Origin of the sequence: Cupriavidus basilensis (genome assembly GCF_000832305.1) — a bacterium.
Lineage (GTDB): Bacteria > Pseudomonadota > Gammaproteobacteria > Burkholderiales > Burkholderiaceae > Cupriavidus > Cupriavidus basilensis_F.
In genome coordinates, this window is the sequence record NZ_CP010536.1 from 4,175,543 (window position 1) to 4,198,394 (window position 22,852).

The following is a 22,852-nucleotide window of genomic DNA, read 5'->3' on the forward strand; positions in this document are numbered from 1 at the left end:
CTCTCGATCCAAATCAATAGCGATCGAGGTCGATGTCGATACCCAGCGAACGGATTTCCTTCACCAGCACGTTGAACGATTCCGGCATGCCGGCATCGATCGAGTGCTCGCCCTTGACGATGTTCTCGTAGACCTTGGTCCGGCCGTTCACGTCATCGGACTTGACCGTCAGCATTTCCTGCAGCACGTAGGAGGCACCATATGCTTCCAGCGCCCACACTTCCATTTCACCGAAACGCTGGCCACCGAACTGCGCCTTACCACCCAGCGGCTGCTGGGTCACCAGCGAGTACGGGCCGGTCGAACGCGCGTGCATCTTGTCGTCGACCAAGTGGTGCAGCTTCAGCATGTGCATCACGCCGAGCGTAACCGGACGCTCGAACGCTTCGCCGGTGCGGCCGTCGTGCAGCGTGACCTGTTGCTTGGAAGCGGTCAGGCCCATGTCGCGGGCGATCTCTTCCGGGTACGCCAGGTCCAGCATGCGGCGGATCTCGTCTTCATGCGCACCGTCGAACACCGGCGTGGCGAACGGGACACCCTTCTTCAGGTTGGTCGCCAGTTCCAGCACTTCAGCGTCCGACAGGCTGTCGAGGTCTTCCGGCTTGCCGCTCTCGTTGTAGATCTGGGCGAGCAACGGACGCAGTTCCTGCGCCTTAGCCTGCGCCTTGAGCATGGAGCCGATACGCTGGCCCAGGCCGCGCGCGGCCCAGCCCAGGTGGGTTTCCAGAATCTGGCCCACGTTCATCCGCGACGGCACGCCGAGCGGGTTCAGCACGATGTCGGCGGGCGTGCCGTCGGCCATGTAGGGCATGTCTTCGATCGGGACGATCTTGGACACAACACCCTTGTTGCCGTGACGGCCTGCCATCTTGTCGCCAGGCTGCAGACGGCGCTTGACGGCCAGGTACACCTTGACCATCTTGATCACGCCCGGCGGCAGTTCGTCGCCTTGCGTGAGCTTCTTGCGCTTTTCTTCAAAGGCCAGGTCGAACTCGTGGCGCTTCTGCTCGATGGCTTCCTTGACGGCTTCCAGCTGGGCAGCCACTTCCTCGTCGGCCGGGCGGATGTCGAACCAGTGGTACTTGTCCAGATCGGCCAGGTACTCGCGGGTCAGCTTGGCGCCCTTGGACAGCTTCTTCGGACCGCCATTGACGGTCTTGTCGAGCAGCAGGCGCTCCAGACGCTGGAAGGCATCACCTTCCACGATACGCAGCTGGTCGTTCAGGTCCAGGCGGTAGCGCTTGAGTTCATCGTCGATGATGGACTGGGCACGCTTGTCGCGGGTCACGCCTTCGCGGGTGAAGACCTGGACGTCGATCACGATACCGCTCATCCCCGAGGGAACGCGCAGCGAGGTGTCCTTCACGTCCGAAGCCTTCTCACCGAAGATCGCGCGCAGGAGCTTTTCTTCCGGGGTCAGCTGGGTCTCGCCCTTGGGCGTGACCTTGCCGACCAGCACGTCACCGGCTTCCACTTCGGCACCGATGTAGGTGATGCCGGACTCGTCCAGACGCGCGAGCTGTGCTTCGGCGAGGTTGGAAATGTCGCGGGTGATTTCTTCCGGCCCCAGCTTGGTGTCACGCGCGACGACCGACAGTTCCTCGATGTGGATCGAGGTGTAGCGGTCTTCGGCAACCACGCGTTCGGAGATCAGGATCGAGTCTTCGAAGTTGTAGCCGTTCCACGGCATGAACGCCACCAGCATGTTCTGGCCGAGCGCGAGCTCGCCCAGGTCGGTCGATGCGCCGTCGGCGATCACGTCGCCACGGGCGACGAAATCCCCAACCTTGACCATCGGACGCTGGTTGATGTTGGTGTTCTGGTTCGAGCGGGTGTACTTGATCAGGTTGTAGATGTCGACGCCGACTTCACCGGCGACAGCTTCCTCATCGTTCACGCGAATCACGATACGCATGGCGTCGACGTAGTCCACCACGCCGCCACGGGTTGCCTGGACGGCAGTACCCGAGTCGACCGCAACGGTACGCTCGATGCCGGTACCCACCAGCGGCTTGTCCGGACGCAGGCAAGGCACGGCCTGACGCTGCATGTTGGCGCCCATCAGTGCACGGTTCGCATCATCGTGCTCGAGGAACGGCACCAGCGATGCCGCGGCCGAGACGATCTGCGAAGGCGCCACGTCGATGTACTGGACGCGGTCCGGCGTGACCATACGGGTTTCCCGCTCGCTACCTTCACGCGACGACACCAGTTCGTCGATCAGGGTACCGTCGGCGTCAACCGTCGCGTTGGCCTGCGCCACCACGTACTTGCCTTCCTCAATGGCGGACAGGTAGTCGACCTGGTCGGTCAACTTGCTGTCGACCACCTTGCGGTACGGCGTTTCCAGGAAGCCGTACTCGTTCAGGCGTGCATACAGTGCCAGCGAGTTGATCAGGCCAATGTTCGGGCCTTCCGGTGTTTCGATCGGGCACACGCGGCCGTAGTGGGTCGGGTGCACGTCACGCACTTCAAAGCCTGCGCGCTCACGGGTCAAACCGCCCGGGCCCAGTGCGGAGACACGACGCTTGTGCGTAATCTCGGACAGCGGGTTGGTCTGGTCCATGAACTGCGACAGCTGCGACGAACCGAAGAACTCGCGGATGGCCGACGAAATCGGCTTCGAGTTGATCAGGTCGTGCGGCATCAGGTTTTCGGTCTCGGCCTGGCCCAGACGCTCCTTCACGGCGCGCTCGACGCGCGACAAGCCGGCACGGAACTGGTTTTCGGCCAGTTCGCCAACGCAGCGAACGCGACGATTGCCCAGGTGATCGATGTCATCGACCTCACCCTTGCCGTTGCGCAGGTTGACCAGGATCTTGATGGTCTCGAGGATGTCCTCGTCCTGCAGCACCATGCTGCCTTCACCGCTCGGGCGGCCCAGGCGGCTGTTGACCTTCATGCGGCCAACACGCGACAGGTCGTACGACTCTTCGCTGTAGAACAGGCGCTGGAACAGGGCTTCCACCGCGTCTTCGGTCGGCGGCTCGCCGGGACGCATCATGCGGTAGATCGCGATACGCGCAGCGGTCTGGTCGGCGGTGTCGTCCACGCGCAGCGTCTGCGACATGTACGGACCTTGGTCCAGATCGTTGGTGTACAGGGTCTGGATCTGCTTGACACCGGCTTCGCGCAGGTTTTCCAGCACGGTTTCGGTCAGCTCGTCGTTAGCGTTGGCAATCACCTCACCGGTATCCGGGTCGATGATGTTCTTCGCCAGCACGCGGCCGAGCAGGTAGTCTTCCGGCACGCTGATCAGCTTGGTACCGGCGGAATCCAGGTCGCGAATATGCTTTGCGTTGATCCGCTTGTCCTTCTCCACGACGACACGGCCGTCCTTGTCGGCGATGTCGAAGCGCGCGACTTCACCACGCAGGCGTTCGGGCACGAATTCCATCTGCGCGCCTTCCGACTGCAGGGTGAAATTGTCGAACACGAAGAAGTGCGCGAGGATCTGTTCCGGGGTCAGACCGATCGACTTCAGCAGGATCGTCACCGGCATCTTGCGGCGACGGTCAACGCGGAAGTACAAGATGTCCTTCGGGTCGAACTCGAAGTCGAGCCACGAGCCGCGGTAAGGAATAATCCGTGCCGAGAACAGCAGCTTGCCCGAGCTGTGGGTCTTGCCCTTGTCGTGTTCGAAGAACACGCCAGGCGAACGGTGAAGCTGCGAAACAATCACACGCTCGGTACCGTTGATGACGAAGGAGCCGGTCGACGTCATGAGCGGAATTTCGCCCATGTAGACTTCCTGTTCCTTGACTTCCTTGACCTTGCCCGGATTTTCCCGATCGTTGATGATCAGGCGTACCTTGGCACGCAGAGCCGAGTGGAAGGTCAGGCCACGCTGTTGACATTCCTTGACGTCGAACGGCGGGTTGGAGAGGTGGTAGGAGACGAACTCCATACGGGCGAGCCCGTTGTGCGACACAATCGGGAAGATTGCACTGAAAGCCGCTTGCAGACCCTCGGTTTTGCGACGTGAGGGTGGCGCACCCTCTTGCAGAAACTGAGCGTAGGATTCAATCTGGGTGGCAAGCAGGAAAGGAACCTGATGAACCGTCGCGCGCTTCGCAAAACTTTTGCGAATGCGCTTCTTTTCGGTGAAGCTGTACGCCATGGGATCTCCGAATCATCGCAGGGCTGGCTGGACCTGGCGCAGCACCTGAGGTGTTCAGCGACTGGGAGGGGATTTGGCGGTTGGCCGCTACCAACCTCTGGCTGACGGTGTCCGCACGCTGCGAGCCGGCAGAAACGACGCAATGCGTCATACCGGCCCGGGGGACACCCGACCAAACTTGTCTTCTGCAGTCGGTTCAGAAGACAAACATCAGCAACCACTTAGTGTGCCACTGATGTTTGGCCTCTGCTCAAGCTTAGGCATACGCCCAGCTCTGAAGCATCGCTTGCGCCACTTATTCGCGCTTCGGAGTGCACAGTAAAACACACATTGCAGAAGCGCAAAAAGGCTGGCGCCGGGAATCTCCCTTTGCCAGCCCCATTCGCGTGCCAAAAGGCACGCGAGTACAGCTTACTTGACTTCGACCTTTGCGCCGGCTTCTTCCAGCTTCTTCTTGGCATCAGCTGCAGCAGCCTTGTCCACGCCTTCCTTGACAGCCTTCGGTGCGCCGTCAACCAGATCCTTGGCTTCCTTCAGGCCCAGGCCGGTGATTTCGCGAACAGCCTTAATCACGCCAACCTTGTTTGCGCCGATTTCCGACAGGATAACGTTGAACTCGGTTTGCTCTTCAGCGGCAGCAGCGCCTGCGCCCGGGGCAGCAGCCACGGCCATCGAAGCGGCGGACACGCCAAACTTTTCTTCGAACGCCTTGACCAGGTCGTTCAGTTCCATCACGGACATCGAGCCTACGGCTTCGAGGATGTCGTCTTTGCTGATTGCCATTTGGAATACTCCTGCTAAATGTGATTCGGTATCGGTAATGCGATCTTGATGAGCCAGGCTGCGAAAGGCTTACGCCTTAAGCAGCTGCGCCTTCGCTCTCGGCGGCGGCAGCAGCGCCTTCGCCTTCGGCGGGGGCGCCTTCGCTCTTCTTGGCGGCCAGTGCAGCCAGCAGACGGGCGAAGCCCGACACCGGTGCCTGCATCACGCCAAGCAGCTGAGCAATCAGTTCGTCGCGGCTCGGGATCGAGGCCAGTGCCTTGACGGCAGCAGCATCGAGCACATTGCCGTCGTACGACGCTGCGCGCAGAACCAACTTGTCGTTGGTCTTGGCAAAGTCGTTCAGAACCTTGGCCGACGACACTGCATCTTCGGAAATACCGTAGATCAGCGGACCGGTCATTTGCTCTGCGAGGCCGGCAAACGGCGTGCCTTCCACGGCGCGGCGTGCCAGCGTGTTCTTCAGAACACGCAGGTACACGCCTTGCTCGCGGGCCTTGGCGCGCAGCTTGGTCAGATCGCCAACCGCAATGCCGCGATATTCGGCTACGACGATGGTCTGGGCTTTAGCGACTTGCGCCGAAACCTCAGCAACGACGGCCTTCTTATCTTCAATATTAAGTGGCACGGTTAAGCTCCAAAACGATGCTTGTCCCCCGGATCGTCCGGGGCACGCACATCAGTCCAAACGAACGGCGTCCGATTTGGCCCGAATCACCCGGGTCATTGCCCGGATTCTTCAATCCCTCGGGTGCGCCATCTGCGCTGGTGGGCCGGGAGGCGTCACGGCAGGCCGAAGCCACGCTGCGTACGTTCCGTCCGATTAAGGCGAGGCTGCCAACCTACGGCCGCACCCGCCACCAGCGGTCTTTGATAACCAGCGGTGCCTGCTCCGCGCTTGCGCGCCGGCGGGCACCACTGCCCAAAGCCTTGCTCCTTCATCGTGCGGTGTCCATCGCGCACCGCCTGACTCGGGAGACGATCCCGGCCTGGGCCAGGATCCTCAATTCTTTACACCGGGCGACGTTATCGGGTCCGCCCTGCGGTTGCCGCCAGCCTTAGGCCGACAGCGAAGCCTGTTCCACGCGAACGCCAACGCCCATGGTGGACGAAACAGCGATCTTGCGCAGGTACACGCCTTTGCTGGTAGCCGGCTTCGACTTCACCAGGGCTTCGATCAGCGCGCTCAGGTTGCGCTTCAGATCGGCGTCCTGGAACGAACGGCGGCCAATGGTGGCGTGGATGATACCGGCCTTGTCGACACGGTATTGCACCTGACCGGCCTTGGCGTTCTTCACAGCCTGGGCGACGTCGGGGGTAACCGTACCGACCTTCGGGTTCGGCATCAGGCCGCGCGGGCCCAGGATCTGGCCCAGCGTACCAACGATACGCATCGTGTCCGGCGAAGCGATCACGACGTCGAAGTTCAGGTTGCCGGCCTTGACTTGTTCAGCCAGGTCTTCCATACCGACGATTTCGGCGCCAGCTGCCTTCGCGGCTTCAGCCTTTTCGCCTTGGGCGAACACAGCCACGCGAACCGACTTGCCGGTACCGGCAGGCAGCACGACGGAGCCACGAACCACCTGGTCCGACTTCTTCGCATCGATGCCGAGTTGCACGGCAACGTCGATGGATTCGTCGAACTTGGCCGATGCGCAACCCTTCACCAGGCCCAGGGCCTCGTCGATCGGGTAGAACTTGGTGCGCTCGATCTTCGCCTTGTTCGCGGCGGTGCGCTTGGAAACCTTAGCCATTTACAGACCCTCCACGGTGATGCCCATCGAGCGAGCCGAACCGGCGATCGTACGGACAGCAGCGTCCAGATCGGCAGCGGTCAGGTCAGCGTTCTTTGCCTTGGCGATTTCTTCAGCCTGGGCACGCGTGATCTTGCCGACCTTGTCGGTGTGCGGCTTGGCCGAACCCTTGGTCAGGCCAGCTGCCTTCTTGATCAGAACGGTCGCCGGGGGCGACTTCATCACGAAGGTGAAGCTCTTGTCGGCGAAGGCGGTAATCACCACCGGCACCGGCAGGCCGGGTTCCATGCCTTGGGTCTGCGCGTTGAACGCCTTGCAGAACTCCATGATGTTCAGACCGCGTTGACCCAGTGCGGGGCCCACGGGCGGGGAGGGATTTGCCTTACCAGCCGGAATTTGCAGCTTGATAAAGCCAATGATCTTCTTGGCCATATTTACTCCAATCCGGACCGCTTCCTGACGGAATGCGATCCTGTTGAGTCGTAGCGCGCTATCGCTGCAGGGATGGTTCATCCACCCCGGCCAGCCTCACGCTCCTCTTGTGGCCAGCCCCTTTTCGAGACTGGCCGCTGCATTTTTCGCTGACCTTGCGGCCAGCATAAAACGCGAAAACCTGAACCGCTTAAACCACTTAGACCTTCTCGACCTGGCCGAACTCGAGCTCGACCGGGGTGGCACGCCCGAAGATGGTGACCGAGACGCGCAAGCGCGATTTCTCGTAGTTCACTTCCTCGACGTTACCGTTGAAGTCGGTGAAAGGACCGTCCTTGACGCGAACCATTTCGCCCACTTCGAAGAGCGTCTTGGGACGCGGCTTCTCGACCCCTTCCTGCATCTGGGTCATGATCTTGTCGACTTCCTTCTGGGAAATCGGGCTCGGGCGATTGCGCGCACCGCCGACGAAGCCAGTGACCTTGCTGGTGTTCTTCACCAGGTGCCAGGTCTCGTCGGTCATTTCCATCTCGACCAGCACATACCCCGGGAAGAAGCGACGCTCGGTGACAGACTTCTGCCCACCCTTGATTTCAACGACTTCTTCGGACGGGACCAGGATGCGGCCAAACTTGTCCTGCATTTCGGCGCGCTCAATGCGCTCCTGCAGCGCGCGCTGCACACTCTTTTCCATGCCGGAATAGGCGTGCACCACATACCAGCGCTTCTTCGACGAAGGCGATTCAGCTGCGGGGACTTCCTGTTGTGCGTTATCCGTCATGTTCTATCCTTCATTTCCAGCCCAGCACGAGCGAAAAGATGACCCACTCGATGAGCTTGTCCGCAGACCACAGGAACACGGCCATGATCACGACAAAGACAAACACCAGGCCCGTCATCTGCCCGGCTTCCTTGCGGGTGGGCCAAACGACCTTGCGGACTTCACGATACGATTCCTTGGAGAAACCGATGAAGTCCTTGCCTGGCGCCGATACCAGCGCGACCACCACGCCCAGCGCGATGCCGCCGAACAGCGCAGCGCCACGCACGTAGGACGGTTGCTGTGCCAGGGCATAGAAACCGATGACGCCGGCAACCACCAGTAGCACCGCGGCGCCAAGCAACCACTTACCACTGGCGGCGTTGACGGTTTCGACGTTGGGATTGGCCATGTTTCGCAAACGAGACTAAGCCGCGTCACGATACTCTCTATCGCGACGCGGCTGATTGAATTGGCAGGGGCAGAGGGAATCGAACCCCCAACCTTCGGTTTTGGAGACCGACGCTCTGCCAGTTGAGCTATACCCCTAAAACAACTGTGGGGTCGGCGATTAGGCCAACCCCTCTGGCAACGAATACGGCCGGTTGGTGCCGTATTCGCTGTTCGACTTTATCAGTCGAGGATCTTTGCCACGACGCCGGCGCCGACGGTACGACCGCCTTCACGGATAGCGAAACGCAGGCCTTCTTCCATGGCGATCGGGGCAATCAGCTTGACCGTGATCGACACGTTGTCACCCGGCATAACCATTTCCTTGTCCTTCGGCAGCTCGATCGAGCCAGTCACGTCGGTCGTACGGAAGTAGAACTGCGGGCGGTAGTTGTTGAAGAACGGGGTGTGGCGGCCGCCTTCATCCTTCGACAAGATGTAGACCTCGCCGGTGAAATGCGTGTGCGGCTTGATCGAACCCGGCTTGCACAGCACTTGGCCGCGCTCGACGTCTTCGCGCTTCGTGCCGCGCAGCAGCAGACCCACGTTGTCGCCTGCTTGACCTTGGTCCAGCAGCTTGCGGAACATTTCCACGCCGGTGCAGATGGTCTTGACCGTCGGCTTGATACCAACGATTTCGATTTCTTCACCAACCTTGATGATGCCGCGCTCGATACGACCGGTCACAACCGTGCCACGGCCCGAGATCGAGAACACGTCTTCCACCGGCATCAGGAAGGTACCGTCGATGGCACGTTCCGGCGTCGGGATGTAGCTGTCCAGCTGCTCGGCCAGGGCCAGAATGGCTTGCTCGCCCAGTTCGCCCTTGTCGCCTTCCAGTGCCAGCTTGGCCGAACCCTTGATGATCGGGGTGTCGTCGCCGGGGAATTCGTACTTGGACAAGAGCTCGCGCACTTCCATTTCGACCAGCTCGAGCAGCTCGGCGTCGTCGACCATGTCGCACTTGTTCAGGAACACGATGATGTAAGGCACGCCAACCTGGCGGGCCAGCAGGATGTGTTCGCGGGTCTGGGGCATCGGGCCGTCAGCGGCCGAGCACACCAGGATCGCGCCGTCCATCTGTGCGGCGCCCGTGATCATGTTCTTCACATAGTCAGCGTGGCCCGGGCAGTCAACGTGTGCGTAGTGGCGGTTAGCCGTTTCGTACTCGACGTGTGCGGTGTTGATGGTAATACCGCGTGCCTTTTCTTCCGGCGCTGCGTCGATTTCGTCGTACTTCTTGGCCGAACCGCCAAACTTGGCTGCCAGCACCGTAGCAATTGCTGCCGTCAGGGTGGTCTTACCATGGTCAACGTGACCGATCGTACCAACGTTCACGTGCGGTTTAGTCCGCGAGAACTTTTCCTTTGCCATTTCGCGACTCCTGTGTCGGTAGCGATATTGCTAGTGCGGTATTTGGTGCCCATGGGCAGGATCGAACTGCCGACCTCTCCCTTACCAAGGGAGTGCTCTACCACTGAGCCACATGGGCGAAACTTGAATGCTGCTTTTTTAGAACTGCAAGAACCCGGGCAATTTGGAGCGGGTGAAGGGAATCGAACCCTCGTCGTAAGCTTGGAAGGCTTCTGCTCTACCATTGAGCTACACCCGCCGGGTTACCACGCTTTCTGCTTCACCCACACCTACCGGGCACTCACTACTGCTTTGCAATTCTTGGTGGAGAGGGTTGGATTCGAACCAACGTAGGCGTAAGCCAACAGATTTACAGTCTGCCCCCTTTAGCCACTCGGGCACCTCTCCGCAGTGAACTTCTGATTATGGTGTAACTTTCCTTGGCTGTCAAGCACTTTCCGTACTATGCAAAGCAGGGAAGGACAGGCCTTGGATCGTTGACCTGGCACCAGCTAGGCTGCCCGATCGCACCATCATCGTCGGCATTCAATAAAGAACACCTTCACCCTATAGGGGCTCGCCGGAGGCTCTAGAACGACTTCTGGCGGCCTCTCGGGCATCGCTTTGGCGTCGGACGCTGGCCCGGCCGGCGCTGACGAGCCTGGCGGCTGCCAGAACCTGGCTGCACTTTCGATCGCACTTTTCGCAGCCACTTTCGATCGCGCAAAAGCAAAACCCCCCAGTACTTTCGTACTGGGGGGTTTCAAGGGAGAGCCTGGCGATTACCTACTTTCACACGGGTATCCGCACTATCATCGGCGTGGAGTCGTTTCACGGTCCTGTTCGGGATGGGAAGGGGTGGTTCCAACTCGCTATGGTCACCAGGCATAAACGGTGGCCGCGCTGAGGGTTGCTCAACGCAGCGAATAGGGATGTAGTAAGGGGTTGTGCGTATCGGCCAAGCTGCTGCGCAGCGGCACGCGACACTCACACCAGGTAGAAACACACTGGTTATAGGATCAAGCCTTACGGGCAATTAGTACTGGTTAGCTTAACGCATTACTGCGCTTCCACACCCAGCCTATCAACGTCCTGGTCTCGAACGACCCTTCAAGGAGCTCAAGGCTCCAGGGAATCCTCATCTTCAGGCGAGTTTCCCGCTTAGATGCTTTCAGCGGTTATCTCTTCCGTACATAGCTACCCTGCGATGCCTCTGGCGAGACAACAGGTACACCAGCGGTACGTCCACTCCGGTCCTCTCGTACTAGGAGCAGCCCCCGTCAAGATTCCAACGCCCACGGCAGATAGGGACCAAACTGTCTCACGACGTTTTAAACCCAGCTCACGTACCTCTTTAAATGGCGAACAGCCATACCCTTGGGACCGGCTACAGCCCCAGGATGAGATGAGCCGACATCGAGGTGCCAAACACCGCCGTCGATATGAACTCTTGGGCGGTATCAGCCTGTTATCCCCAGAGTACCTTTTATCCGTTGAGCGATGGCCCTTCCATTCAGAACCACCGGATCACTATGTCCTGCTTTCGCACCTGCTCGACTTGTCGGTCTCGCAGTTAAGCACGCTTTTGCCATTGCACTTTAGGTACGATGTCCGACCGTACCAAGCGTACCTTCGAACTCCTCCGTTACACTTTGGGAGGAGACCGCCCCAGTCAAACTGCCTACCATGCACTGTCCCCGATCCGGATTCACGGACCAAGGTTAGAACCTCAAACAAACCAGGGTGGTATTTCAAGGACGGCTCCACGCAGACTAGCGTCCACGCTTCAAAGCCTCCCACCTATCCTACACAGATCGGTTCAAAGTCCAATGCAAAGCTACAGTAAAGGTTCATGGGGTCTTTCCGTCTAGCCGCGGGGAGATTGCATCATCACAAACACTTCAACTTCGCTGAGTCTCGGGAGGAGACAGTGTGGCCATCGTTACGCCATTCGTGCAGGTCGGAACTTACCCGACAAGGAATTTCGCTACCTTAGGACCGTTATAGTTACGGCCGCCGTTTACCGGGACTTCAATCAAGAGCTTGCACCCCATCATTTAATCTTCCGGCACCGGGCAGGCGTCACACCCTATACGTCCACTTTCGTGTTTGCAGAGTGCTGTGTTTTTATTAAACAGTCGCAGCCACCATTTTATTGCAACCCCTTCACCCTCCTGGCGCAGGCCAGTCAAGCTACAAGGGCGTACCTTATCCCGAAGTTACGGTACCAATTTGCCGAGTTCCTTCTCCCGAGTTCTCTCAAGCGCCTTAGAATACTCATCTCGCCCACCTGTGTCGGTTTGCGGTACGGTCTCGTATGACTGAAGCTTAGAGGCTTTTCTTGGAACCACTTCCAATTGCTTCGCAGCACTAGGCCGCTCGCCCCACATCCTTGAATTCCGCGCCCGGATTTGCCTAAGCGCCTTCTCCAATGCAGGGACCGGGACTTCCAACACCCGGACAACCTTCCGCGATCCGTCCCCCCATCGCATCATACGACGGTGCAGGAATATTAACCTGCTTCCCATCAGCTACGCATCTCTGCCTCGCCTTAGGGGCCGACTCACCCTACGCCGATGAACGTTGCGTAGGAAACCTTGGGCTTACGGCGAGGGGGCTTTTCACCCCCTTTATCGCTACTCATGTCAGCATTCGCACTTCTGATACCTCCAGCATCCTTTACAAGACACCTTCACAGGCTTACAGAACGCTCTCCTACCATGCACTTACGTGCATCCGCAGCTTCGGTGACTGGCTTAGCCCCGTTACATCTTCCGCGCAGGACGACTCGATCAGTGAGCTATTACGCTTTCTTTAAAGGATGGCTGCTTCTAAGCCAACCTCCTGACTGTTTTAGCCTTCCCACTTCGTTTCCCACTTAGCCAATCTTAGGGACCTTAGCTGGCGGTCTGGGTTGTTTCCCTCTTGACACCGGACGTTAGCACCCGATGTCTGTCTCCCGTGATTGCACTCTTCGGTATTCGGAGTTTGCTATGGCGGGGTAATCAGCAATAGACCCCCCAACCATGACAGTGCTCTACCCCCGAAGGTGAGACACGAGGCACTACCTAAATAGTTTTCGGAGAGAACCAGCTATTTCCAGACTTGTTTAGCCTTTCACCCCTATCCACAGCTCATCCCCTAACTTTTCAACGTTAGTGGGTTCGGTCCTCCAGTACGTGTTACCGCACCTTCAACCTGGCCATGGATAGATCGTCTGGTTTCGGGTCTACACCCAGCGACTGAACGCCCTATTCGGACTCGCTTTCGCTACGCCTTCCCTAATCGGTTAAGCTTGCCACTGAATGTAAGTCGCTGACCCATTATACAAAAGGTACGCCGTCACCCGTTTCCAGGCTCCGACTGTTTGTATGCATGCGGTTTCAGGATCTATTTCACTCCCCTCCCGGGGTTCTTTTCGCCTTTCCCTCACGGTACTGGTTCACTATCGGTCGATCACGAGTATTTAGCCTTGGAGGATGGTCCCCCCATCTTCAGACAGGATTTCACGTGTCCCGCCCTACTTGTCGTACACCTAGTTCCACAACGCTGTTTTCGCATACAGGGCTATCACCTGCTATGGCCGGGCTTTCCATCCCGTTCTGCTAACAATGCTGCTAAAGAGTACAAGGCTCTTCCCATTTCGTTCGCCACTACTCTGGGAATCTCGGTTGATTTCTGTTCCTGCAGCTACTTAGATGTTTCAGTTCGCCGCGTTCGCTTCCCTGACCTATGTATTCAGTCAGGGATGACCCATAAGGGCCGGGTTTCCCCATTCGGACATCTCCGGATCAAAGCTTGTTTGCCAGCTCCCCGAAGCTTTTCGCAGGCTACCGCGTCCTTCATCGCCTGTGATCGCCAAGGCATCCACCACATGCACTTGTTCGCTTGACCCTATAACGAGTGTGTCTCAAACTTGCGTTCAAGCCGTGCTCGCTACAGGATGAGTTCTCGCATTTGTGCCGTATTCCAAGTCATCTTTCGATCACTTAAATACATTTCGGTTGATACAATCACAACCCGGTATCGTGTTTTACTACAGCGTCTCATCAACGCTCACGACACCTTTACTACATCCCATATTGTTAAAGAACAGCCGTGCGAAACTTCGTCTCGCAACGTCTTGGCCAAGGCCAAAGGCAAACGCTCAATCCTAAGCGCTTGCCTTTGACGACCAATCCAAGGTACCAGGTAATTGGTGGAGGATGACGGGATCGAACCGACGACCCCCTGCTTGCAAAGCAGGTGCTCTCCCAGCTGAGCTAATCCCCCAAATACTACTGACGCCGGAAGCTCAACATCGAACCACCGTCTATAACTTGGTGGGTCTGGTAGGACTTGAACCTACGACCCCCGCCTTATCAAGACGGTGCTCTAACCACCTGAGCTACAGACCCTTGGCTGTAACAGCAAACAAACCGATAAGTGTGAACGCTCGACTTAAGATGCACGCTCTTGAAAGGAGGTGATCCAGCCGCACCTTCCGATACGGCTACCTTGTTACGACTTCACCCCAGTCATGAACCCTGCCGTGGTAATCGCCCCCCTTGCGGTTAGGCTAACTACTTCTGGCAAAACCCACTCCCATGGTGTGACGGGCGGTGTGTACAAGACCCGGGAACGTATTCACCGCGGCATGCTGATCCGCGATTACTAGCGATTCCAGCTTCACGTAGTCGAGTTGCAGACTACGATCCGGACTACGATGCGTTTTCTGGGATTAGCTCCCCCTCGCGGGTTGGCAACCCTCTGTACGCACCATTGTATGACGTGTGAAGCCCTACCCATAAGGGCCATGAGGACTTGACGTCATCCCCACCTTCCTCCGGTTTGTCACCGGCAGTCTCTCTAGAGTGCTCTTGCGTAGCAACTAAAGACAAGGGTTGCGCTCGTTGCGGGACTTAACCCAACATCTCACGACACGAGCTGACGACAGCCATGCAGCACCTGTGTCCACTTTCCCTTTCGGGCACCTAATGCATCTCTGCTTCGTTAGTGGCATGTCAAGGGTAGGTAAGGTTTTTCGCGTTGCATCGAATTAATCCACATCATCCACCGCTTGTGCGGGTCCCCGTCAATTCCTTTGAGTTTTAATCTTGCGACCGTACTCCCCAGGCGGTCAACTTCACGCGTTAGCTACGTTACTGAAGAAATGAATCCCCAACAACTAGTTGACATCGTTTAGGGCGTGGACTACCAGGGTATCTAATCCTGTTTGCTCCCCACGCTTTCGTGCATGAGCGTCAGTGACGTCCCAGGGGGCTGCCTTCGCCATCGGTATTCCTCCACATCTCTACGCATTTCACTGCTACACGTGGAATTCTACCCCCCTCTGACATACTCTAGCCTTGCAGTCACAAGCGCCATTCCCAAGTTGAGCTCGGGGATTTCACGCCTGTCTTACAAAACCGCCTGCGCACGCTTTACGCCCAGTAATTCCGATTAACGCTCGCACCCTACGTATTACCGCGGCTGCTGGCACGTAGTTAGCCGGTGCTTATTCTTCCGGTACCGTCATCCCCCCGCTGTATTAGAGCAAGGGATTTCTTTCCGGACAAAAGTGCTTTACAACCCGAAGGCCTTCTTCACACACGCGGCATTGCTGGATCAGGGTTGCCCCCATTGTCCAAAATTCCCCACTGCTGCCTCCCGTAGGAGTCTGGGCCGTGTCTCAGTCCCAGTGTGGCTGATCGTCCTCTCAGACCAGCTACTGATCGTCGCCTTGGTGGGCCTTTACCCCACCAACTAGCTAATCAGACATCGGCCGCTCCTATCGCGCGAGGCCTTACGGTCCCCCGCTTTCACCCTCAGGTCGTATGCGGTATTAGCTAATCTTTCGACTAGTTATCCCCCACGACAGGGCACGTTCCGATGTATTACTCACCCGTTCGCCACTCGCCACCAGGATTGCTCCCGTGCTGCCGTTCGACTTGCATGTGTAAGGCATGCCGCCAGCGTTCAATCTGAGCCAGGATCAAACTCTTCAGTTTAATACCTGTGTGGTTCCGAAGAACCTCGCTCTTTCGAGCGGTCGCTCACTCTCAGAAAACTGACTGGTTACATCCGAAGACATAACCAACATGTTTTACTGTGCGAGCACTTTATAACTTGTAAGCTAAAAGACCGAAGTCTTCCGCATCCGCTATCAAGCGCCCACACTTATCGGTTGTTTGTTTGTTAAAGAACTGGCCGCGGTTCGCTTTGCTTACCGCGTCGCTGCGTTTGCTGCAGCAGAGAAACGAGATTATGAAGCGTGATCATCGTTTCGTCAACAGGTTTTTTACTTCGGTTCGCTGCGCTGTTTGCGCCGCCAACCATCCCGCCAACCCCGCAACCCTTGTCCCGTCTGCTTTGCAGCGGCGTTTCGTGTTGCGAGGGGGCGAATCATAGGGGACCCCCTCGGCCTTGGCAAGCGTTTTCTGAAATGATTCTGGTGTCGACAGAAAAGTGCCGCAAAAGACTTATGTAGACCGGTTGGCACCACCGAACCACGGCGCTAGCCGGCAGCCACCTGGCTGCGGCAAACTATGGCCGCAGCGCAGGCCCGGGGGGGCGCACGACGAAATCCGCTACACCCGCGGGTCACTCTATATAGAAGGAGGAACTTGCATGACCATTCGCATCGTGAAGCTCGGCTCGCCCCGACAGCCCGACGAGGGAATCCGCATCGGCACCGTACGCAGGCCGCCCCGGGGCGTGCCGAAAGCCGAGTTCGCCAAGCGGGACTACTACGATGTGTGGTTTCCGAACCTGTCACCCTCCGCCGAACTGGTTGCGCAGGCCCTGGACATACAGGCCGGGGGGGATGAAAAGGCATGGCGGGCATTCGAGCGGCACTTTCGTGCGGAAATGGCGCGCCCGGAAGCCAGCAGGACATTGGATCTACTGGCCGCGATGTCACAGCAAACGAATTTCTCGATTGGCTGTTATTGCGAACACGAGGAGCGATGCCACCGCTCTATATTGCGCGCCCTGCTGGCGGCGCGCGGGGCCGCGCTATCTTAGGCGGTGCACTCAAACCGCCTTCTGGTCGCGCACGCACTGGCGGTGGAACAAGGGGCGCAGGCTGGGCCAGCGGATAGGCAGGAGCGGGGTGCAATGGCGCACAGCGTCGCGCTCGGCATAGTGGGCCAGCAGTTGCTGGCCAACCGACTGCCGGAAATAGGCGGGCGTCGGGTAGTCCATGGTCAATCCCTATTGTGGTTCATCAGGATCGACAGTATACCGAATTTTGGTGCACTGCGTCATGCCGAGGCTTGAAAACGCCCCATTCCGGGGCATGACATTGCTGCCGGAATGCCCAGAAATACCGATGAAATCAACGAAAAGCAGCGCCATGGCAGCGGCGGGTGCTGACTTGTCCTGATGCGGGATCGCTTTCGTATATCGAATACTGTCTACTAGCGTTCAGGAACCTGTGCCGGCGGCCTCGGCCACATCTTCGGCTGCCTTGGCGGCGCTATAGACGTGCCGGGTCGCCAACAGCGCCGCAAGATCCGCATCGCCGGCGATGACGGCCTGCAGAATCTGCGCATGCTCTTCCCAGTTCTGCCGGGCACGCGTCACGTTGGCCGGCGCGAACAGCAGGCCCGTGCGCTCCCTGAGCGTACGCACCATATCCTGCAGCACGCTATTGGCCGCAATATTGCCCAGCACCTCATGGAAGCGGGTGTTCAATTCGATGAAGCGCTCCGAGCGTCCGCTCGCGGCGGCCTCGGTGCCCTGGCGCAGCACTTCGCCGAGCTCGGCGATCAAGGCGGGATCACGGCGCTGGGCAGCCAGCTTGGCGTTAAGCCCCTCCAGGGTGGCCCGCACTTCGACCATTTCCTTGGCAATGTTCGGCGACAGCGTCGCCACCGAGGCGCCCCGCCGGGGCTCGATGCGCACCAGGCCTTCGGCGGCAAGCGCGCGCAGCGCTTCCCGCACGGGGATGCGCGACACGCCCAGTTCAGTGGATAGCTTGTTCTCGACCAGGCGCTCGCCCTGGTTGTACTGCCCACCAAGGATGCGCTCACGCAACGTATCGGTCACCAGGGCAAACAATGGGGAGTGTTGGGCGCCAAGACTGGCGCCAGCGGAATCCGAACCAGGAAGTGCGTGTTCGGTACCATGGGCGTCGGACATAGATTCTGGCTTGGGTCGGCGAGACACTGTCCTCGGGTGTGGCGCGCGTGCGTGCCATCGCGGACGAATGTCAAAGGGACAAGGGACCGCGGCGCTGGCCCGGAAGACTGAGGGGCAATGCGATCGCGGTGGCATTGTCCGCATTGTATACCGGCGCGGTACGGTTTTTACGCAACACACATTGCCAGCGCCAAGGCTGACGCCAGGGCGCGCCGGCCCTGGCACAACGCGCCGCCCATGTGCCGTGGGCACTGGCCCGGCAGGCTATGATGCGTAGCCTCTCCCAAACCCCGCCTGCGATTCGCCGATGGCTCTTAACCTGGTCTGGCTCTCCTTCTTCCTGCTCGCCTTCGTCGTCGCCTGCGTTCGTGTGGCGACAGGCGATACCGCGGTGTTTCCGGCGATGCTCGCGAGCCTGTTCGACAACGCACGCACCGCGTTCGAGATTTCGCTTGGCCTGGCGGGCGTCATGAGCTTATGGCTGGGCATCATGCGCATTGGCGAGCGCGCCGGCGTAGTCGACGTCTTTGCGCGGGCGGTCAATCCGCTTTTGCGCCACTTCTTCCCCGGCGTTCCGCAGGGCCACCCGGCCCAGGGCGCGATGATGATGAATGTATCGGCCAATATGCTGGGGCTCGACAATGCGGCGACGCCGCTCGGCCTCAATGCCATGCGGGAGTTGCAGTCACTCAATCCGCGCGCTGACACAGCCAGCAACGCGCAGATCATGTTCATCGTGCTGAACACGGCTGGCTTGACGCTGATCCCGACTTCGGTGATCGCCATGCGGCAAGCGATCGCCGTCAAGCAAGGCCTGGTCGGGTTCAATGCCGCGGATATCTTCCTTCCTACCCTGCTCGCCACCTGCGTGTCCTGCGTTGCAGGCTTGCTGGCAGTGGCTTGGGCGCAGCGGCTCAACGTGCTCAAGCCGGCCGTGCTGGCCGCCTTCGGGCTGCTGGCGGCGGCTGTCGGCGGAGTCTTCCTCTGGCTGCGGCACGCGCCCCCGGAGCAGGTGAGCACCGCCACCGCGCTGGCTGGCAGCGGCTTCATCCTGACGTTGATTGTGGTCTTCCTGATTTGCGGCGCCGTACGCGGCATTAACGTCTACGAGGCCTTCATCGACGGCGCCAAGGAAGGCTTTGGCGTCGCGGTGCAGATCATTCCCTATCTGGTTGCGATCCTGGTGGCGATCGGGCTGTTTCGGGTGACCGGCTGCATGGATGTCCTGATGCGGGGCCTGAGCGCCGCTTTTGCCTGGCTGGGCCTCGATACCGCCTTCGTCCCCGCGCTGCCGGTCGGGTTGATGAAAATCCTGTCTGGCGCTGGCGCCCGCGGGCTGATGATCGACGTCATGAGCACCTACGGCGTCGACTCCTTCCAGGGCAAGCTCGCCGCGATCATCCAGGGATCGACCGAGACCACCTTCTATGTGCTCGCCGTGTACTTCGGCAGCGTCAACATCCGCAACACGCGGCATGCGCTTGCCTGCGCCTTGTTCGCCGATCTTGTGGGATTGTGCGCCGCAGTCGGCATCGCCTACCTGTTCTTCCGCTGAAACGGGCACGCCGTACCGCGATAAAAGCCGGCGAATCGTCAACAAACGCTCGATGAAAACAGGGCAAAAAGAGAGGAAAAACCAGTTTTCAATGTATTGCGCTGCAATTTTGTTGCTCGCATGCAACATGTTTGTGAAGCCAGACACGCTTGGCCTGCATGTCGCTTGGTGCGACGCAACAAATCATATATAGTGGAGTCTGTCTCCTCCACCACCTCGGTGGATTCCAGCCCGCGCACGAAACTGCGCGGGTTTTTTTTGTCCGCGTTTTGCCAGTCCGCGTGGTTTGCCCTTGCTGTGGCGGCTCACAGCAAAGCCTGCAGTCGATTCTGCCCAGCGCACCAAAGAAGCCCAGGCGCTGCACCATGAGAAGGCCAAACCGCACCGCTCCGGTGTAAAACCCCGGATTTCGCGCGAAATGTTGCGATGCAGCATTCGATCCCGTAGAGTCAGCCTGTCCCTTGCGCCTGGCAGGGCGGATCTCCGCCTCGCAGCGCCCACCCTCCTTGCTGACATGATTTCCGCGCTGCGCCTGCCCCGCCCCGATGCCTCGATGTTGCAAAGAGGCCTGGTCTACGCCTTCTCGTTCCTGGTCCTGGCCGGCACGGGATGGCTCACCGGGGAAGCTGGCTATCTGTGGGCGGCAACGGCTTCGATCTGGACCTGCCTGGCCGACCGCCGCGGCACCGCCGCCGAACGACTGGCGGCACTGGGCTCTGTCGGCATTGGCGGCGCGGCCGCATGTGCCCTGGGCACCGCTGCGGCGGTGACGCCATGGACGGCGCTCGCCGTGGTGCTTTTCACCGGGCTGGCCGCCGGGCTGGCCGAGACCCGCGGCCCCGTGCCCGCGCTGTCGGCCAAGCTGCTTTACGTGGTGCTGATCGCCTCCTGCCTGCAACCAGCGGGCGGGGCCGAACTGGCCGCGCGTGTGCTGGCCCGCAGCCAGGAATTCCTGCTCGGTGGAGTCTTCGCCTGCGTCGTCAGCCTGGCTCTCATCCGATCCGCTCGCGACACGCGGCCGCGCGCCGAGATACTGGCGGTGTTCGATGCGTTGCTGCGTTTTGCCTCCGATCTGGCGGCCGATGCGCCCGTGGGCGACGCAACGGCCATCAAGCGCGACATCCGCGAGCGTATCGAGGCTGCGCATCAGGCGATCAACATGCGGCGCAGCCTGCGGGACCCGCTTGGGCTGATGCACTATGCCTATGTGGTGAGCCTGGCCGATGCCATGTTCGCCCTGTTGATCGTTGCCGCCGAACTGCGCAGCCGGGCCGATGACACAGGCCCCAAAGCCGGTGAGGCTGGCAGTGCAGAGCACCTGCCGCTGCGCCACTTGCTGCGCTGCGTCACCGATGTCCGGGAGCAGGTCGGCGAAAGTCTGGCGCATCGCGCGCCTGACCTGCCGTCGCTATGCGCGGCGCTGGCTGGCGAACTGCGCCGCCTGCATGCGCCGCTGGCCAATGCCGGGGCGCCGCCGTTGTACCAGGCTGCGCTGAGCGCACTGGCCCGCTATCCGGCCTTCGGCGACTGGCGCCGCGAGTACCGTTGGCCGCGGCGCGCCATGCGCCGGACATGGCAACGCTGGCGCGCCGTAGTTGCGGAGCACACCGCTCGCGATGCCCGCGTGGCCCGCCATGCGGTGCGGCTGGCGCTGGCTGGCGGCCTGAGCCTGATGCCGGCGCAGTTCTGGAGAGTCGATCACGGATACTGGGTGGCGGTCACCGTCATCATGGTGCTTAGCCCTCAGTTGCAAACCACCCGCAGGATCTCGTTCCTGCGCTTCGCGGGTTCCCTGGCCGGCGCACTGCTGGCCTGTGCCATCGGCCTGGCTCACCCATCGGCGCCGCTGGCCCTGGCAATCAGCGCGGCCTGCCTGGCGGCCGCCTACACGTGCCGGCTCGCAGGCAGTCCCGGTGCCTTCGCGATGTGCCTGACGCCCGCGGTGATCCTGTTCTCGTGGGTCGGGGCCCCAGCGGCGGACAGCAGCCACTTTGCCGCGCTGCGGGGCATCGATACGGCGCTGGGCTGCCTGATCGCCCTGGCCACCTACTACGTGCTTGCGCCGCGCGCCGAGCTATCGCGGGTTTATCGCCATAGCCTCGACGCGCTGGCGGCAAACACAGCGTACCTGCGCGCAGCATTCGCCGGCGCCAGCGCGTTCACGACCTCGCCCACCCGCTCGCCCGCGCCGACGCAGACACGGCTGGAAGCCTTGCGCATGGCGGCCGGGCGTACCTCCAGCCGGGCGGATCAAACCTTGCAACAGGGCGTGGCAGAGCTCGCTCCGGAACTGGCCCGCGAGTACACCCAGTTGCACCTGGGCTTGCGGCGCATGGCGGCACTGGCTGGCTTGGTGCGTGCCGGGCTAGAGGCCGAAGCGGGCAAAAGCCAGCCGGAACCGGCCACGCAGGCGGTCCTGCAAGGCCTCGCCGCACAGCTGTCCGACCTGGCGGCCAACCCCGGCGCAGGCGTGACTTCGCTTGCAAGCGGGTTCCAGCCCGATTCCGCCGCGCCGCTGGACCGGTTTCTGGTTGAACAGGCCGGCTTCGCCTCGACCCTGATCAGCGCCACCCACTCAGCCGTAGCCGCCGTGCAGCGGCTGGCTGGCGGCCAGCCCAAGCCCAACGAGCCGCATGTGCCATATCCGGGTTGATGGCGGTCAAAGCCCAGCACTCTGCGTTCATCGCGGATCGGAACCATCTCCTAGAATGGTTCCATTCCTCAGTGACCGGTGTGAGGCACGCCATGCCCGAAGTTTCCTTTCCCCGCAGCGTTCCCACCTACTGTGCGGCTAGCCTGACCCTCTCCTGCCCCGCCACTGTCAACGGGCAACCCACCTTGTATTCGATCACGGCCGAGGCGCTCGAGACCCATTTCGGCGCCCGCTCCCCACGCGAGGAGGACCTGGTGCGGGCGTTTACCAGCCATCGGCAGCGTATCGAACACATTGCCGAGAGCCTGTTTGAACTCACCCAGGCGCGGGAAATCCTGTTGCGCAGCGGGCACATCCGATTCGCAGGCTGAAGGCTCAGCCTTGCGCCGCCTGGCCGCGCACCAGGAGCACCGGCACGCTGGCCTGCCGGATCACGGACTCGGCCACGCTGCCCAGGACCAGCCTGCGCACGCCACGCCGGCCGTGGGTGCCGATCACGATGAGGTCTGCGCCCCACTCGGCAGCGGCATCGTTTACCGCGCTGGCAATGTCGCCCCCAACGGCCTGCTGGGTGACCAGCCGCGTTTCGTGGGGCACGCCCTGCGCGCTCAGGCGTTGCGCAGCGGCCGCCAGTGCACGTTCGCCGCTGTCAGCCAACGCTTGCAGCACGGGCGTCGGGTCGTAATACTCAACATCGAACATAAGCTGGCCGTTGTCCACGACATACAAGACGAGGACTTGCGCGCCCCCGGTGCCCGCGATCCGGATTGCCTCGGCAAGCGCCAGGTCGGAGGTTGCGCTGCCATCCACTGCCACCACAATCTTCTTATAAGCCGTATTCGTCATTGCCATTTTCTCCAGAAGAACAACG

General features: G+C 60.3%; 15 protein-coding genes, 6 tRNA genes and 3 rRNA genes. 4 read left to right on the plus strand and 20 right to left on the minus strand.

Translation table 11 applies throughout. The features are described 5' to 3' along the window. Positions 1-13: 13 nt before the first annotated feature. The 17 genes from rpoB to RR42_RS19400 all read right to left on the minus strand — a co-directional run bounded on the left by rpoB (position 14) and on the right by RR42_RS19400 (position 15,639). Positions 14-4,120 carry a DNA-directed RNA polymerase subunit beta gene (gene rpoB / locus RR42_RS19320; RefSeq protein WP_043350384.1) on the minus strand — a complete coding sequence of 1,369 codons (4,107 nt, stop codon included), beginning with the start codon at positions 4,118-4,120 and terminating at the stop codon, positions 14-16. A gap of 411 nt (positions 4,121-4,531) precedes the next feature. Beyond that, positions 4,532-4,903, minus strand: coding sequence for a 50S ribosomal protein L7/L12 (rplL, locus tag RR42_RS19325; protein ID WP_043350387.1), 372 nt, complete (start codon positions 4,901-4,903; stop codon positions 4,532-4,534). Between the two features lie 76 nt (positions 4,904-4,979). Next, complete coding sequence (rplJ, locus tag RR42_RS19330; protein ID WP_017224513.1) at positions 4,980-5,528, minus strand: 50S ribosomal protein L10; 549 nt, start codon at positions 5,526-5,528, stop codon at positions 4,980-4,982. 430 nt (positions 5,529-5,958) lie between these two features. Beyond that, complete coding sequence (rplA, locus tag RR42_RS19335) at positions 5,959-6,654, minus strand: 50S ribosomal protein L1 (RefSeq protein ID WP_006162337.1); 696 nt, start codon at positions 6,652-6,654, stop codon at positions 5,959-5,961. Beyond that, positions 6,655-7,086: a 50S ribosomal protein L11 gene (gene rplK, locus RR42_RS19340; RefSeq protein WP_006162338.1), complete on the minus strand. Its 432-nt coding sequence runs from the start codon at positions 7,084-7,086 to the stop codon at positions 6,655-6,657. A 199-nt stretch (positions 7,087-7,285) separates the two neighbouring features. Then, a complete protein-coding gene (nusG, locus tag RR42_RS19345; RefSeq protein WP_006162340.1) occupies positions 7,286-7,867 on the minus strand; it encodes a transcription termination/antitermination protein NusG in 582 nt (193 codons plus the stop codon). 10 nt (positions 7,868-7,877) lie between these two features. Continuing rightward, positions 7,878-8,258, minus strand: coding sequence for a preprotein translocase subunit SecE (gene secE, locus RR42_RS19350; RefSeq protein WP_006162342.1), 381 nt, complete (start codon positions 8,256-8,258; stop codon positions 7,878-7,880). Positions 8,259-8,319: 61 nt separating this feature from the next. Further along, positions 8,320-8,395: transfer RNA gene (locus RR42_RS19355), tRNA-Trp, on the minus strand. An 84-nt stretch (positions 8,396-8,479) separates the two neighbouring features. Then, the gene (gene tuf / locus RR42_RS19360; RefSeq protein WP_006164373.1) at positions 8,480-9,670 is read right to left on the minus strand and encodes an elongation factor Tu; all 1,191 of its coding nucleotides are present in this window, start codon (positions 9,668-9,670) and stop codon (positions 8,480-8,482) included. Between the two features lie 43 nt (positions 9,671-9,713). Next, positions 9,714-9,788: transfer RNA gene (locus tag RR42_RS19365), tRNA-Thr, on the minus strand. A 46-nt stretch (positions 9,789-9,834) separates the two neighbouring features. Then, a tRNA-Gly gene (locus RR42_RS19370) sits at positions 9,835-9,908 on the minus strand. A gap of 63 nt (positions 9,909-9,971) precedes the next feature. Continuing rightward, positions 9,972-10,057, minus strand: a tRNA-Tyr gene (locus tag RR42_RS19375). A gap of 365 nt (positions 10,058-10,422) precedes the next feature. Then, a 5S ribosomal RNA gene (gene rrf, locus RR42_RS19380) occupies positions 10,423-10,535 on the minus strand. A gap of 129 nt (positions 10,536-10,664) precedes the next feature. After that, positions 10,665-13,543, minus strand: a 23S ribosomal RNA gene (locus RR42_RS19385). A gap of 302 nt (positions 13,544-13,845) precedes the next feature. Further along, positions 13,846-13,921: transfer RNA gene (locus tag RR42_RS19390), tRNA-Ala, on the minus strand. A 48-nt stretch (positions 13,922-13,969) separates the two neighbouring features. Continuing rightward, a tRNA-Ile gene (locus tag RR42_RS19395) sits at positions 13,970-14,046 on the minus strand. A 61-nt stretch (positions 14,047-14,107) separates the two neighbouring features. After that, positions 14,108-15,639: ribosomal RNA gene (locus tag RR42_RS19400) — 16S ribosomal RNA — on the minus strand. Together the 16S, 23S and 5S rRNA genes with 5 tRNA genes alongside form the textbook arrangement of a ribosomal RNA operon. Positions 15,640-16,258: 619 nt before the next feature. On the opposite strand from RR42_RS19400, the gene RR42_RS19405 reads away from it, so the two are divergent. After that, positions 16,259-16,654 (plus strand): DUF488 domain-containing protein, encoded by a 396-nt coding sequence (locus tag RR42_RS19405; RefSeq protein ID WP_043350391.1) that lies wholly within the window; start codon positions 16,259-16,261, stop codon positions 16,652-16,654. A gap of 9 nt (positions 16,655-16,663) precedes the next feature. Here RR42_RS19405 and RR42_RS40740 read toward each other — a convergent pair whose 3' ends face one another. Together RR42_RS40740 and RR42_RS19410 are read right to left on the minus strand one after the other, a co-directional pair. Then, positions 16,664-16,834: a hypothetical protein gene (locus tag RR42_RS40740; RefSeq protein WP_173430694.1), complete on the minus strand. Its 171-nt coding sequence runs from the start codon at positions 16,832-16,834 to the stop codon at positions 16,664-16,666. Positions 16,835-17,056: 222 nt separating this feature from the next. Beyond that, complete coding sequence (locus RR42_RS19410) at positions 17,057-17,773, minus strand: GntR family transcriptional regulator (protein WP_043350395.1); 717 nt, start codon at positions 17,771-17,773, stop codon at positions 17,057-17,059. 307 nt (positions 17,774-18,080) lie between these two features. Here RR42_RS19410 and RR42_RS19415 point away from each other — a divergent pair, with 307 nt between their 5' ends. The 3 genes from RR42_RS19415 to RR42_RS19425 all read left to right on the plus strand — a co-directional run bounded on the left by RR42_RS19415 (position 18,081) and on the right by RR42_RS19425 (position 22,352). Beyond that, the gene (locus tag RR42_RS19415; RefSeq protein ID WP_043350400.1) at positions 18,081-19,328 is read left to right on the plus strand and encodes a nucleoside recognition domain-containing protein; all 1,248 of its coding nucleotides are present in this window, start codon (positions 18,081-18,083) and stop codon (positions 19,326-19,328) included. A 553-nt stretch (positions 19,329-19,881) separates the two neighbouring features. Then, positions 19,882-21,981 (plus strand): FUSC family protein, encoded by a 2,100-nt coding sequence (locus RR42_RS19420; protein WP_236701936.1) that lies wholly within the window; start codon positions 19,882-19,884, stop codon positions 21,979-21,981. A 92-nt stretch (positions 21,982-22,073) separates the two neighbouring features. Then, positions 22,074-22,352: a DUF1488 domain-containing protein gene (locus tag RR42_RS19425; RefSeq protein WP_043352399.1), complete on the plus strand. Its 279-nt coding sequence runs from the start codon at positions 22,074-22,076 to the stop codon at positions 22,350-22,352. A 4-nt stretch (positions 22,353-22,356) separates the two neighbouring features. Here the strand turns inward: RR42_RS19425 and RR42_RS19430 are convergent, their stop codons facing one another. Then, complete coding sequence (locus RR42_RS19430) at positions 22,357-22,827, minus strand: universal stress protein (protein WP_043350401.1); 471 nt, start codon at positions 22,825-22,827, stop codon at positions 22,357-22,359. Positions 22,828-22,852 lie beyond the last annotated feature (25 nt).